The 12947-nt window shown below is 65.3% G+C and carries 13 protein-coding genes; 9 read left to right on the top strand and 4 right to left on the bottom strand.

What is annotated here, in order from left to right:
• Positions 1 to 189 precede the first annotated feature (189 nt).
• From rpmI to MET49242_RS09725, 5 genes are all read left to right on the top strand, one after another.
• Positions 190 to 390, top strand: coding sequence for a 50S ribosomal protein L35 (gene rpmI, locus MET49242_RS09745; RefSeq protein WP_036287582.1), 201 nt, complete (start codon positions 190 to 192; stop codon positions 388 to 390).
• 42 nt (positions 391 to 432) lie between these two features.
• On the top strand, positions 433 to 798 hold the full coding sequence (rplT, locus tag MET49242_RS09740; protein ID WP_036282652.1) for a 50S ribosomal protein L20: 366 nt from the start codon (positions 433 to 435) through the stop codon (positions 796 to 798).
• A gap of 507 nt (positions 799 to 1305) precedes the next feature.
• Positions 1306 to 2745 carry a dihydrolipoyl dehydrogenase gene (gene lpdA / locus MET49242_RS09735; RefSeq protein WP_036282651.1) on the top strand — a complete coding sequence of 480 codons (1440 nt, stop codon included), beginning with the start codon at positions 1306 to 1308 and terminating at the stop codon, positions 2743 to 2745.
• A 59-nt stretch (positions 2746 to 2804) separates the two neighbouring features.
• Complete coding sequence (locus MET49242_RS09730) at positions 2805 to 3350, top strand: peroxiredoxin (protein WP_036282650.1); 546 nt, start codon at positions 2805 to 2807, stop codon at positions 3348 to 3350.
• Between the two features lie 100 nt (positions 3351 to 3450).
• Positions 3451 to 3936: a hypothetical protein gene (locus MET49242_RS09725; RefSeq protein ID WP_051134106.1), complete on the top strand. Its 486-nt coding sequence runs from the start codon at positions 3451 to 3453 to the stop codon at positions 3934 to 3936.
• Between the two features lie 19 nt (positions 3937 to 3955).
• Here the strand turns inward: MET49242_RS09725 and MET49242_RS09720 are convergent, their stop codons facing one another.
• Positions 3956 to 4780: a TIGR00282 family metallophosphoesterase gene (locus tag MET49242_RS09720; protein WP_036287580.1), complete on the bottom strand. Its 825-nt coding sequence runs from the start codon at positions 4778 to 4780 to the stop codon at positions 3956 to 3958.
• 171 nt (positions 4781 to 4951) lie between these two features.
• Here MET49242_RS09720 and MET49242_RS09715 point away from each other — a divergent pair, with 171 nt between their 5' ends.
• Positions 4952 to 6136, top strand: a complete 1185-nt coding sequence (locus MET49242_RS09715) for an aminodeoxychorismate synthase component I (protein ID WP_036282649.1) — start codon at positions 4952 to 4954, stop codon at positions 6134 to 6136.
• A complete protein-coding gene (locus MET49242_RS09710; RefSeq protein ID WP_036282647.1) occupies positions 6085 to 6747 on the top strand; it encodes an aminotransferase class IV family protein in 663 nt (220 codons plus the stop codon). The genes MET49242_RS09715 and MET49242_RS09710 overlap by 52 nt, the downstream gene beginning before the upstream one ends.
• Before the next feature lie 308 nt (positions 6748 to 7055).
• Here MET49242_RS09710 and MET49242_RS09705 read toward each other — a convergent pair whose 3' ends face one another.
• On the bottom strand, positions 7056 to 8354 hold the full coding sequence (locus MET49242_RS09705; protein WP_051134105.1) for a cell wall hydrolase: 1299 nt from the start codon (positions 8352 to 8354) through the stop codon (positions 7056 to 7058).
• A gap of 199 nt (positions 8355 to 8553) precedes the next feature.
• Positions 8554 to 8970: a secondary thiamine-phosphate synthase enzyme YjbQ gene (locus MET49242_RS09700; RefSeq protein ID WP_036282643.1), complete on the bottom strand. Its 417-nt coding sequence runs from the start codon at positions 8968 to 8970 to the stop codon at positions 8554 to 8556.
• A 105-nt stretch (positions 8971 to 9075) separates the two neighbouring features.
• Here MET49242_RS09700 and MET49242_RS09695 point away from each other — a divergent pair, with 105 nt between their 5' ends.
• Together MET49242_RS09695 and MET49242_RS25760 are read left to right on the top strand one after the other, a co-directional pair.
• Entirely contained in the window at positions 9076 to 9750 is a 675-nt protein-coding gene (locus MET49242_RS09695; RefSeq protein ID WP_051134104.1) for a Crp/Fnr family transcriptional regulator, read from the top strand.
• A gap of 199 nt (positions 9751 to 9949) precedes the next feature.
• Entirely contained in the window at positions 9950 to 10117 is a 168-nt protein-coding gene (locus MET49242_RS25760) for a hypothetical protein (protein WP_192815591.1), read from the top strand.
• 140 nt (positions 10118 to 10257) lie between these two features.
• Here MET49242_RS25760 and ppdK read toward each other — a convergent pair whose 3' ends face one another.
• Positions 10258 to 12936, bottom strand: a complete 2679-nt coding sequence (ppdK, locus tag MET49242_RS09690) for a pyruvate, phosphate dikinase (RefSeq protein WP_036282642.1) — start codon at positions 12934 to 12936, stop codon at positions 10258 to 10260.
• Positions 12937 to 12947 lie beyond the last annotated feature (11 nt).

Raw genomic sequence — 12947 nt, 5'->3', positions numbered from 1 at the left:
GCGGCGCTCGTCTACCGGCGCGCCACTTGCTTTTGTGGACGACTTGCGCCTATAAGCCCTCCTTCAGAACCGCCCGGCCAGTGATGGGCTGCCGTGGCGGTTCTTTTTCGCTCGCGCGAATTGCGTCCTCAAGGTCCAGACCCAGTCGGACGCGCCAAGAAAAACAGGGCCAAGGCCCAGGAGAGCAAAATGCCCAAGCTGAAGACGAAATCCGGCGCCAAGAAGCGCTTCAAGATCACCGGCACTGGAAAAGTGGTGTACGCCCAGCAGGGCAAGCGCCATGGCATGATCAAGCGCACGAACAAGCAGATCAGAAATCTGCGCGGGACGAATGTTCTGTTCAAGACCGACGGCGACAATATCAAGAAATACTTCCTGCCGAACGGCTAACCGTCCCAACCCAACCGCAGAATTCTATCGAGGAGTTTCGTCATGGCTCGCGTAAAACGGGGCGTCACGTCCCACGCCAAGCACAAGAAGACGCTCAAGGCCGCCAAGGGTTTTTACGGCCGCCGCAAGAACACCATTCGCACCGCCAAGGCCGCGGTCGACCGCTCGATGCAATATGCTACGCGCGACCGCAAGGCGAAGAAGCGCGTGTTCCGCGCTCTGTGGATCCAGCGCCTCAACGCCGCCGTCCGCGAGCATGGCCTGACCTATTCGCGCTTCATCGACGGTCTCGCCAAGGCTGGCGTCGCGGTGGACCGCAAGGTGCTGTCGCAGCTCGCGATCGAAAAGCCGGAGGCTTTCGCCGCGATCGTCGCCCAGGCCAAGAGCGCTCTGCCGGCTGCTGCGTAAGCTGCTGTAAAAACTGAATTTAAGCAGCCCTCGCCGGTCCGCCGGCGGGGGCTTTTTTAGATCGGTTCTAAAATATTTTTGACAAATGATGGATCAAACGACGCTTTTCGGCGGTTGCTCTTGAGGTAGTCCTTACAGGAGTAGCGACCATGAAAAGGATTAGGAAACACACATTTTCACTGGGCAGTCTGTGGCGCGCGCTGATCGAGGCTCTGGAGCGCGGAACGATAGCGGCGCCCGTTTTGAGGCCCATTCCGGTGCGTGTCGAACGCCCGAACCAAACCCGGCGGTCCCGGTAAACCAGGAACATGCTTACGACCGCCGCGCGCGTCGACGCCAGGGTCTCCTCCCCTTCGCCATCGACGCGCTTTTTTTCTCCCGAGCCTCATCTCGCCTGTCTGGCGACGCAGCTCCAAATCCCCGTGTATGATCCCGCGCCTCGACGTCAGCGGCGCGGACGGATAACAGGGGCGAGCGGCGCGCATCGCGCCGCGGCGAGGGCGGCTCATGAGCGAGGCATACGATCTCATTGTCATCGGCGGCGGGCCGGGGGGCTATGTGGCCGCGATTCGAGCCGCGCAGCTCGGCCTGAAAACCGCGGTCGTCGAGCGCGAGCATCTCGGCGGAATCTGTCTCAATTGGGGCTGCATCCCGACAAAGGCGCTGCTGCGCTCGGCCGAAGTCTATCGCCTCGCTAAAGAGGGCGAGCGCTTTGGCGTCACGGGCGCCGCCCCCGGCTTCGACGCCGCACGGATCGTGGCGCGCTCCCGCGAGGCGGCAGGGCGACTCAACGCCGGCGTGGGCTTCCTGCTGAAGAAGAACAAGATCGACGTCATTTGGGGCGAAGCGACGCTTACCGGGAAGGGCGAGGTGCGCGTCGCCGCGCCGAAAAAGGCTCCGGTGACGCCGCAACTGCCGGCGCCGAAGAACACGCTGGGGGAGGGCGCCTATCGGGCCAAGCATATCGTCATCGCCACCGGCGCGCGCCCGCGCGCGCTGCCTGGCCTCGAGCCCGACGGACGGCTCGTCTGGACATATTTCGAGGCGTTGAAGCCCGAGCGCTTCCCCACGTCGCTGCTCGTTGTCGGCGGCGGCGCCATCGGCGTCGAATTCGCCTCCTTCTACCGCACCTTCGGCGTCGAGGTGACGCTGGTCGAGGCGCTGCCGCAAATCCTGCCGGCCGAGGACGCCGAGATCGCCGCCCTCGCGCGCAAGAGTTTCGAGAAGCAGGGCGTCGCCATCCACAGCGCAACAACCGTCGCGCGGCTCGAAAAGCAGGCGGACAGCGTCGTTGCGACGCTCAGGGGCGCTGATGGCGCGACAACGTCGATTGCGTTCGATCGGGTCCTCTCAGCCGCGGGCGTCGTCGCCAATGTCGAAAATCTCGGGCTGCAGGCGCTCGGCGTCGAGGTCGAGCGCGGGGTCATCAAGACCGACGGGCTCGGCCGCACCAATGTCGCGGGGATCTACGCCATCGGAGACGTCGCGGGCGGGCCGATGCTCGCCCACAAGGCCGAGCATGAGGGCGTCTCCTGCGTCGACGCGATTGCGGGCAAGGACGCGCATCCGCTCGACAAATCGCTCGTGCCGGGCTGCACCTACTGCCATCCGCAGATCGCATCGGTGGGCCTGACGGAAGAGAAGGCGAAGGCGCAGGGGCTGGAGCTGAAAATCGGCCGCTTCCCCTATCTCGCCAACGGCAAGGCCATCGCTCTCGGCGAGCCGGAGGGGCTGGTGAAGACGATCTTCGACGCCCGGACGGGTCGGCTGCTCGGCGCGCATATCATCGGCGCCGAGGCGACGGAGCTGATTCAGGGGTTTGTGATCGCCATGAACCTGGAGACGACTGAGGAGGAGCTGATGCGCACGGTCTTCCCGCATCCGACGCTTTCGGAAACCATGCATGAAAGCGTGTTGGACGCCTTCGGTCGGGCGATCCATATCTGACGCGCGCTTGAAGGTCTCGGGCAAAGGCCTAGTTTTCGCGGTGTCTCATGGAGCCCCCGATGAAAACAACGACCTTGTCACTCGCCTTCGCGCTTTTCGCCACCGCGGCCCTCGCGGCGCTGAAACCGGGAGCGCCAGCGCCCGATTTCACCGTGAAGGCGGCCCTTGGCGGAAAGGATTTCACCTTCTCTCTCGCCGAGGCGCTGAAGAAAGGGCCGGTGGTTCTGTATTTCTATCCCAAGTCCTTCACGAGCGTCTGCACGGTGGAGGCGCATGAATTCGCCGAGGCGATGGAGCAATTCGAGGCGATGGGCGCGAGCGTGATCGGCGTTTCCGGCGACAAGATCGAGACGCAGCGCGAGTTCTCGAAAACGGAATGTCGAGACAGGTTCCCTGTCGGCGCCGATCCGGAGTTCAAGGTCATCAAGGCCTATGACGCGGCCTTCAGCGTCCCGGTCGCCGGGCCAGTGTTCGCCAATCGCATCTCCTACGTCATCTCGCCCGAGGGCAAAATTCTTTCGGCGGTCGAGGACAACGGCTCGACGAAGCACATTCAGAATGCGCTTTCCGTCGTGAAGGAGTGGCGAGGTGGCGGGAGGCCCTGAGCGGGCCATCCCGGGGGCGCCGCCTTCACATGCTTGAGCCAAGCAATTATGATTCCCGCGTTTCGGACCTCTGAAGGAGGTCTGTGGGGGGCTGACAAAAATGCGTTCAAGCAAGTTCGTGCTTACCGGTTTCGCCTGCCTGTTGACATTCGCCGCCGCCGCTCCGGTTGCGGCGCAGCAGGGCGAAGCAGCGATCTATGAGCCGCTCGTCGATCGCGACGCGAGGGGCTTCAAGGAAAAGAAATACGAGAAGGATCTGACCTTCTGCCGCAATCGCGCGGCGCCGCAGGAGAACGCCGCGCGGGCTGGCGCGGCGGAGGCGGCCGCCGGGGCGCAGCAGGCGACGGCGGGCGCGGCGCTGGCGACGGCTGGAAACATCGCGCGTTACGTGCCGGTTCCCGGACTCGGCGCGGCAAATGGCCTTTGGGCCGGCGGCGGCGCTGCGGAAGCTGCGGGCGCGGCGATCGGTTCGCAGGGCGCCGCCGCAAGCGCCCAGGCGGCGGCTGGCGCCGACATGGCGGCGAGCGACTACCGGCTGGTGGTGGATCGCTGCCTGCAGCGCCGCGGCTACGTGCTTCTGCGTTGATCTCTCGCGGGCGCGTCTTCTACGGCGCGCCCCAGTCCTGCGGCCATTCCTGCCGCAGACGCCCGCCGAGCCGCACCGGCGCGATCATTGTCGCGAGGCCGTCCGCGCCGATCTCGGCGGCGACGCCGCAGAGCGTGGCCTCGCCATGGGCGGGCTCATAGCGCGAGCCGGGCGTCTTGCGCAGAAAGCGGCGAAGCGGCTCCTCCTTGTCCATGCCGATGACCGAATCATAATCTCCGGTCATGCCAGCGTCGGTCTGGTAGCCGGTGCCGCCGGGCAGGATCTGTGTATCGGCGGTCGGCACATGGGTGTGGGTGCCGACAACCAGCGAGGCGCGGCCGTCGAGGAAATGACCCATGGCCATTTTCTCGCTCGAGGTCTCGGCGTGCATGTCGACGATGATGGCGTCGCAGCCGACGCCCAGCGGGCAGGCGCCGACTTCCCGCTCCATCGCCGCAAAGGGATCGTCCATGGCGTCCATGAAGACGCGGCCCATCGGATTGACGACCAGCACCTGCTGGCCGCGCGCCGCCGAGAAGAGATTGGCTCCGCGCCCAGGCGTTCCGGCCGGGTAATTCACCGGGCGCAGCAGGCGGGGCTGACGCTCGATGAACACGAGGGCTTCGCGCTGGTCGAAGGCGTGATTTCCGAGCGTGACGCAATCGACGCCGGCGGCGAGCATCTCCTCGCAGATCGATTCCGTGATTCCGAAGCCGGCGGCGGCGTTCTCGCCATTAACGACAACGAAATCCAGCGCCCATTTGTCGCGCAGCCGCGGAACGAAGCGGGTGATCGCGGCCCTGCCGGAGCGGCCGAGAACGTCGCCAACGAAGAGAAGGCGCAGATTTTGCGTGGATTGCGGCGCGGTGGACATCCCCTTCCATAGCCCGTGGCGGGAGCGAGAGCAAAATCCTTTGTCAGCGCCGCCAATTTGACGTGTTGCGGAAATCCGCCAGCTTTCATACGTGAAGGCGTCTGTTGTAACATCGCCCCGCTAGACCGAGCCCCGCAAGAGATGCACGACGCCGCCGAACGCCCCGCCGCCCTGACGCGAACCGACGCGCCGGCGCGGCCTTACGTCGTCTTCGAGGACGGGCGCGACGCCGGCCGGGCGCTGCTGTTCGACCAGCCCGAGGAGATCATCACCGCGCGCGAGCCAGCCGAGGTGAAGGAGGCCTTCGTCCGCATGGAGGCGGCGACGAAGCGCGGGCTCTATCTCGCGGGCTACGCCAGCTATGAGCTGGGCTATGCGCTGGAGCCGAAATTCGCGACGCAGGTCACGCCGCGCTCGCGCACGCCGCTCCTGCTCTTCGGGGCTTTTCGCGCGCCGCAGCAATGGGCGCTGCCGCCGGCCGAAGGCGCCGCGCCGCGCATTCCGCTCACGCCCGCCTGGACGGAAGCCGAATACGCCGGGCGCTTCCAGCAGTGCCGAGATTACATTTACGCGGGCGACGTCTATCAGATCAATCTGACGTTCCCGCTCTACGGCCGATACGAGGGTGATCCGCTCACGCTCTATCGCGGCCTGCGCAAGCGCCAGCCCGTCGCCTATGGCGGGGTGGTCGCGCTCGGCGAGGAGACGGTCGTTTCGCTGTCGCCGGAGGTTTTCTTCGAGGCGCAGGGCCGGCACATTCGCGCCCGGCCGATGAAAGGCACGGCGCAGCGCGGTTTCATGCCGACGGAAGACATGGCCCGCGCGCAATATCTCGTCGAGGACGAGAAGTCGCGCGCCGAAAATCTGATGATCGTCGATCTGCTGCGCAACGACCTGTCGCGGCTCGCGGAAGTCGGCTCGGTGAAGGTCACGGACCTCTTCACCATCGAGACCTATCCGACGCTGCATCAGATGACCTCGGGGATCGAGGCGCGCCTTCGCGACGACGTCACGCTCGCGGATCTCTTCACGGGACTTTTCCCCTGCGGCTCCGTGACCGGCGCGCCGAAGATTCGCGCCATGGAGATCATCCGCGATCTCGAATGCGCCGCGCGCGGCGTTTATTGCGGGTCGCTGGGATTGATCGCGCCGGACGGCGACATCCGTTTCAATGTCGCGATCCGCACGCTGACGCTCTTTCCCGATAATGAACTCGTCTGCAATGTCGGCTCGGCAATCGTCGCCGACAGCCGCGCGCGCGAAGAGTATGAGGAATGTCTGATCAAGGCCCGATTCCTGACCGGCGCGCCGACGACTTCGGGCTGATCGAAACGCTGCTATGGACGCGCGACGGCGGGTTCGATCTCCTGCCCGAGCATCTCGCGCGCCTTGCTTCATCGAGCGCGGCGCTCGGATTTGCTTACGATGAGGCGCGTGCGCGGGCCGCCTTGAAAGCGGCCGTCGGCGGCGCCGTGGATCGGCGTCTGCGGGTGAGGCTCGTATTGTCGCGCGACGGCGGGATCGAAACAAGCGTCACGCCGATCGATCCCGTTCCGCCCGAAACGGTCTGGCGCGTCGCAATTGCGCATCGGCGCTTTTCTTCCGCTGATCCGCTCCTGCGTCACAAGACGACGCGCCGCGCGCTTTATGAGGACGAGCTTGCGGAAGCGGTGAAGCGCTGCGGCGCGGATGAAGTTCTCTTTCTCAACGAGCGCGAAGAAGTTTGCGAAAGCGCGCGTTGCAATATCTTCGCGCCGCAGGGCGATATTCTGCTGACGCCGCCGCTGTCGTGCGGCCTCCTGCCGGGAACGCTGCGCGCGCGCCTTCTCGCCGACGGGCGCGCGCGGGAAGCTTTCTTGCGGCTCGCGGACCTACCGCCAGAATTCTATCTCGGCAATTCCGTGCGCGGTCTCGTGCGCGCGACCTTGATGCAATAGCGAGCGGCGTTAACCACCGCCGCAATTGACGGTGCGTTTACGCAGGCTCTTTCGCCGTTTTTAACGCGCCGCGCCTAGTTTCCGCCGCGCAGCCGCGCCATCGCCTGCAAGTTGAGCATAAGCGCTTGGTTCACTTTTTCGGCGTTTCGCTTGCACACGTTGTGAGGGGAAAATGAACGCAATAAGCTACATGATGATCGAGCATCCCTTCGCGTCGGTCTGGCTTGCGCTGACGTTCATCGCGTGGATCGTGATCTATTCGTCCACGCGGAGCAGGGAGCCGGCGAGTCAGGTCCGGCGTCCGCCGGCTACGTCTGCCCCGGCTTGAGCCGGTAGAAGATGTGACGACCGATCGCGTCCATCTTCGTCAGCGCGCGCGCCCAGCGCGGCTTCACATATGTCGCGTGATAATGCGTCGAGCGGCCGACATCGGTGATGTAGGTGCGCCCGTCCATCACCTCATTGGCGATGCGCACGGCGCGCTCCCATGACTCGCGTTCGGTGATGCGAAGCGATTTTCCCTCGCAGGCGAAGGAGAACTGGCAGGCCTTGTAGTGATGCCGGTTCTGATAGACGACGCCGCAGATGCTCGCGGGATAGAGCCCGCTCTGCACGCGGTTGAGCACCACTTGCGCGACCGCCGCCTGTCCGGCCTCCGGTTCGCTGCGCGACTCGAAATAGACCGCTTCCGCAAGACAACGCTTCTCGCGATCAAGCTTGTCGTGATCGATCAGCGCGGCGTAATCCGGACGCGCGGCGCCGGTTTCGGTCCGTCCCAAAGCGAGCATCGCGCGCGGGAAGGACGAGACCTCGATCGGGATCGCGTCGGGCTGCGCGGGCGTCGACGAGCTGAGCGCCATGGCGCGCGAGACCTGCGGCGTGGCGCCGTGCAGGGCGCGCTCGGCCAGCGCCGGGTTCACGGTCGCGGGCGCAGGCTCGCTGACCGGCGGCGTCGCGGTGGAGGCCGTTTGCGTCGGCGAGGCGGCGGCTGTCGATTTCTGGGTCTGAGTGGTCGAAAGCGCGTCGGCCTTGGCGGCTTCAGCCTCGTAGATTGCGTCATCGCCCGGCATGACGCCGCGCGGCGCAAGCTTGATCGCCGTCCGCGCCGCGCTCTTTCCCTCGATCCGGAAGGTCAGATGCGCGGGCTCCAGGATGCCGAGTTTTTCCGGCGTGATCAAATGCGTGTCGAAGGTCGGGCGCATGGCGACGACGGGATCGCCCTTGTGCGTGCGGTCGACCTCCGGGAAATTCTTTACTTCCGGCTTGAGATCGACATGCGGCTCGCTCTCGTCGGGGATGGAGCGGATGTCCTCCGGCGCGCCGACCATCAGCCGCGCGCTTTGCACCAAAGCGCGGCTCTGGCCGGATATGCCGAAATCGCCGGTCGCGGCGTCGCCGAAAGAAGCCAGCCGGAAAGGGGCGGGGGCGTTCGTCGCGCGGGCGCGGGCGGTGAGGGGGGCGACGTTCCAGTCGCCGGCGGAGTCCTGCCCGGCGTCGGCCGTGAAAGACACCAGCACGCCAACGCCCAGAGCCCAGGGGGCCATGACGCTGAACGCCCAGGGCCCCATGACGCTATTCACCCAACGCGCTTTAGACTGACGACGCATAAGCCTATCCACGTCCGACGGCGGCAATCGCAAGCGATCGCGATCAAGCCGCCGCTCGCCCGGATGCGAATTTACGTAAAATCTTATCGACTATTAGGCTTGCGGAACCGTTTCTGCGGCGCGAGCGCGAGCGTGCCAGAATGGCGCAAGGCTGCGGCAAGCTTGCAAGGAACGACGCCTCGATTTCCGTGACGCTGATTTACTCGCCGATCAGATGTAGCGCGATCTCGCGGCGGTGCGGACGGCGGCGGTGCTCGCAGAGGAATACGCCCTGCCAGGTTCCGAGCGTCAGCGCGCCGCCGATGAGCGGAATGGAGAGCTGCGTCTGCGTCAGCGCCGCGCGGATATGGGCGGGCATGTCGTCGGGGCCTTCCGTGTCGTGGATGTAGTTCGCGCCCTCCGGAGCGAGCCGCGCGAAGACGGTTTCGAGATCGCGCAGCACGGTCGGGTCCGCGTTCTCCTGGATGAGCAGCGACGCCGAGGTGTGCCGGCAGAAAACCGTGAGCAGCCCTTCGCTCATGCGCGCGCTGCGCACGAAATCGCAGATATTTACGGTGATTTCGAAAAAGCCGCGGCCGGTCGTGTCGATGCGGAGAATTCGTGTCGCCTGTCGCATGTCCCCAATTTGAGCATGGGCGTGAGAAAGTCCAGTTTGGGTCCGACGGAGCTTGGCATTTTTCGCCCCACGCGATAAGCGCGTCGAAAACCATGAGGGACGAATATGTTCGAGAGCGTGATCGACGCCGCCGCGACTCTGGCCTCGTCCGAGACGGCCCGGGACATGGGGGGATATGCGCTGGCGGCGCTCGCCTGGGCGGAGGCGGCGACCGTGGTGGGCGCGGCCTACGCCAAGCGCATGATCCCGTTGCGCATGATGGCGATGTCCGGCAATGTGCTCGGCGTCATCGTCGGTCTCGGGACGGGAAGCCTGCCGACGATCGTCAAGCACGCCATCAACTTTCCGCTGAACGCCACGCGCATGCGCGAGATGCGCCGCCTCATCGCCAGCGTGCGCCAGGCCAATGAGAGCGATCTCAATATCGAGTGGCTGAAGCCCTTCATGCATCCACGCAGCCTGCGGGCGACGGATCTCGTCTTTGAAAAGGGAGACCCGGCGACCGAGGCCTTCGTCGTCGTCGAGGGGAGCGTCGAGATCGTGGAGTGCGGCGCTGTCCTGGCGCCGGGAGATATTTTCGGCGAGATGGCGCTCTTCACCGCGCATGGAACGCGCACCGCCACAGCGCGCTGCGCGAGCGACGTGCGCCTCCTCGTCATCACCTATGAGCAGTTCGAGCAGCTTTATTTCCAGAACCCCGAATTCGGCCTCTATCTCGTCCGTCTCATCGTGCGGCGGTTCGAGATGAACCACCGGGACGCAGAGCTCGAGAGCTCTTGACCGCGGCTTCCGAATGGGGCGGCTGAAGAACGCCCCGCCTGACACGCAGCCAAGCTAATGGTTTAATTATATTTTTTCTCACTGGACTGCTTGCCTTCGGGTGGAATGGTCCCACGTCTCCCAATACGTCCCGTCGCAACAGTCGACGGCGCAGAAGACGCCAGTTGCGTCGAGGCGCATCATATCGTGGAGGTCTGATATGGCGCTCGCAGTGCACAGCAATGCCGAAATGGGCAAGATCCTGATGTGGGTTATCGCTTTTGCGGCCTTCGTCGTCGTGGCGCTCACATGGGTTCCCGACTGGATCGCTCCCCAGGGCGACGTCGGCGCCCCCGAGGTCGGCCGCACGGTGAAGATGATCCAGTAACGTCTCCAAAGGCGAGCTTGTCGCCCCTTGCGCGAACTCCGCGGTCGAGGAAAAGCGCAAGGCAAAAAAAGGACGGCGCCATTCCCAGAATGGCGCCGTCCTTTTTTGCGTCAGTAAATAGCGGCGGCGCGGACGGGCTCTTACGCGGTGCTCACCGCCTTCTTTCCAAGCGCCGCCTGTGCGGCGGCCAGACGCGCGATCGGCACGCGGAAGGGCGAGCAGGAGATGTAGTCGAGCCCCACCCGCTCGAAGAAGGCCACCGACGCCGGGTCGCCGCCATGCTCGCCGCAGACGCCGAGCGTGACCTTCGGGTTTGCGGCGCGGGCGCGCTTGCAGCCGATGGCGACGAGTTCGCCGACGCCCTCCTGGTCGATCGACACGAAGGGGTCGCGCGGCAGCATCCCTTTCTCGACATAGACGCCGAGGAAGGAGCCGGAGTCGTCGCGCGAAATGCCGAGCGTGGTCTGTGTGAGGTCGTTGGTGCCGAAGGAGAAGAAATCCGCCGAGGGCGCGATTTCATCGGCGCGCAGCGCCGCGCGCGGCAGTTCGATCATTGTGCCGACGTGATAGCGCGGGCGGATGCCGGTCTCGTCCTCGACGAGTTTCGCCATCTCCGCGACGCGCGCCTTGACGAGATCGAGCTCGGCGCGGGCGAAGACGAGCGGCGCCATGATCTCGATCTGCGCCGGCGCGCCTGTGATCATGCTCGCTTCGATAGCCGCCTCGAAGATCGCGCGCGCCTGCATGTCCACGATTTCGGGAAACACGACCGCGAGGCGGACGCCGCGAAATCCCAGCATCGGGTTGAATTCCGAGAGCTGCATGGCGCGGCGTCGCAGCTTGATGGGGTCCGCGCCCATGGCCTTGGCCACCGTCGCGATCTCGGAATCGGAGTGCGGCAGGAATTCGTGCAGCGGCGGATCGAGCAGGCGGATGGTTACGGGAAGGCCCGACATGATCTCGAAGAGCTGCTTGAAGTCCTCGCGCTGCATCGGCAGAAGCTTTTCCAGCGCGGCGCGGCGGCCGGCGGCGTCGTCGGCGAGAATCATCTCGCGCACGGCGACAATGCGCTCTCCCTCGAAAAACATGTGCTCCGTGCGCGCAAGGCCGATGCCCTCGGCGCCGAAGCGGCGGGCGGCTCTCGCGTCCGACGGCGTTTCCGCATTTGCGCGCACTTTCATCCGGCGCGTTTCGTCCGCCCAGTCCATCAGCACGGCGAATTCGCCGGTGAGTTCAGGGCGCTGCATTTTCACTTCGCCGGCGATCACATGGCCGGCCGAACCGTCGATGGTAATGCGGTCGCCTTTCACGAAACGTTTGCCCGCGACCGTGAAGCTCTGGTCCTCATAATCGATGCGCAATGCGCCCGCGCCGGTCACGCAGGGCTTGCCCATGCCGCGCGCGACGACCGCGGCGTGAGAGGTCATGCCGCCGCGCGCGGTGAGGATGCCCTCGGCCGCGTGCATGCCGCCGATGTCCTCGGGGCTCGTCTCGGTGCGCACGAGGATGACCTTGCGGCCGGAGGTCGCGAGCGTCTCGGCCTCTTCCGGATTGAAGACGATTTCGCCGAAGGCCGCGCCCGGCGAGGCGGGCAGGCCGGTGACGAGGATGTCTCGTTTGGCCGCCGGGTCGATGGTGGGATGCAGCAATTGTTCGAGCGAAGTCGGCTCGACGCGGGTCAGCGCCTCAGCCCTCGTGATGAGCCCTTCATTGGCCATGTCGACTGCGAGCTTCAGGGCCGCGCGCGCCGTGCGCTTGCCGTTGCGCGTCTGCAGCATCCATAATTTGCCGCGCTCGACCGTGAACTCCATGTCCTGCATGTCGCGGTAATGGCGTTCGAGATGGTCCGCATATTCCTTGAATTCCGCGAAGACGGCTGGCATCGCCGCCTCGAGCGAAATCTTCTCGCCCGGCGACGCGCGGCTTGCGACTTCCGTCAGAGGCTGTGGCGTGCGCAGCCCCGCCACGACGTCCTCGCCCTGCGCGTTCATCAGATATTCGCCGTAGAGCTCGCGCACGCCGGTCGACGGATTTCGCGTGAAGGCGACGCCGGTCGCGGAATTGGCGTCCATGTTGCCGAAGACCATGGCCTGCACGTTCACGGCGGTGCCCCAGCTCTCCGGGATGTTGTGCAGATGGCGATAGACAATGGCGCGATGGTTCATCCAGGAGGAGAATACCGCCTTGATCGCGCCCCATAACTGCTCGCGCGGCTCCTGCGGAAAGCCACAGCCCGCATTCGCCTCCACGATCGCCTTGAAGGCCGCGACGACCGCGCGCCAGTCGTTGGCGGAGAGCTGCGTGTCGAGCGTCTGGCCCTTCTCTTCCTTCATCTCCTCGAGCCGCTCCTCGAAGATGTGATGCTCCACGCCGAGCACGACCGAGGAATACATTTCGATGAAGCGGCGGTAGCAGTCCCAGGCGAAGCGGTCATCGCCCGAGAAACGGGCGAGCCGCTCGACGGTCTCGTCGTTGAGCCCGAGATTGAGCACCGTGTCCATCATGCCGGGCATGGAGGCGCGCGCGCCCGAGCGCACGGAGACGAGCAGCGGCCATTCCGTGTCGTTGAAGGCGTGCCCGGCGACCCGGCCAACTTCGGCGAGGGCCGCGTCCACCTGCGCCTCGAGGTCCGCCGGGAAGGTGTGGCCGTGGGCGTAGAACCAGGCGCAGACCTCGGTCGTGATCGTGAAGCCCGGCGGAACCGGCAGCCCAAGGGAGGCCATCTCGGCGAGATTGGCGCCCTTGCCGCCCAGGAGGTCTTTCATGGACTCCGAGCCCTCGGATCGACCCGCGCCGAAGCTATAGACCCATTTCGTCATCTGTTTCTTCT

It is taken from the genome of Methylocystis sp. ATCC 49242, from assembly GCF_000188155.2.
Classification (GTDB): domain Bacteria; phylum Pseudomonadota; class Alphaproteobacteria; order Rhizobiales; family Beijerinckiaceae; genus Methylocystis.
Note: the sequence above shows the minus strand (reverse complement) of the source record. Positions and strands in the feature narration are given on the sequence as shown.

Coding starts and splice junctions, on each gene's coding strand:
- MET49242_RS09705 (WP_051134105.1), bottom strand. CDS start 8,354: ATGCGTCGTCAGTCTAAAGCGCGTTGGGTGAATAGCGTCATGGGGCCC.
- ppdK (WP_036282642.1), bottom strand. CDS start 12,936: ATGACGAAATGGGTCTATAGCTTCGGCGCGGGTCGATCCGAGGGCTCG.
- MET49242_RS09700 (WP_036282643.1), bottom strand. CDS start 8,970: ATGCGACAGGCGACACGAATTCTCCGCATCGACACGACCGGCCGCGGC.
- MET49242_RS09715 (WP_036282649.1), top strand. CDS start 4,952: ATGCACGACGCCGCCGAACGCCCCGCCGCCCTGACGCGAACCGACGCG.
- MET49242_RS25760 (WP_192815591.1), top strand. CDS start 9,950: ATGGCGCTCGCAGTGCACAGCAATGCCGAAATGGGCAAGATCCTGATG.
- rpmI (WP_036287582.1), top strand. CDS start 190: ATGCCCAAGCTGAAGACGAAATCCGGCGCCAAGAAGCGCTTCAAGATC.
- MET49242_RS09710 (WP_036282647.1), top strand. CDS start 6,085: ATGTCTGATCAAGGCCCGATTCCTGACCGGCGCGCCGACGACTTCGGG.
- MET49242_RS09730 (WP_036282650.1), top strand. CDS start 2,805: ATGAAAACAACGACCTTGTCACTCGCCTTCGCGCTTTTCGCCACCGCG.
- MET49242_RS09725 (WP_051134106.1), top strand. CDS start 3,451: ATGCGTTCAAGCAAGTTCGTGCTTACCGGTTTCGCCTGCCTGTTGACA.
- MET49242_RS09695 (WP_051134104.1), top strand. CDS start 9,076: ATGTTCGAGAGCGTGATCGACGCCGCCGCGACTCTGGCCTCGTCCGAG.
- lpdA (WP_036282651.1), top strand. CDS start 1,306: ATGAGCGAGGCATACGATCTCATTGTCATCGGCGGCGGGCCGGGGGGC.
- rplT (WP_036282652.1), top strand. CDS start 433: ATGGCTCGCGTAAAACGGGGCGTCACGTCCCACGCCAAGCACAAGAAG.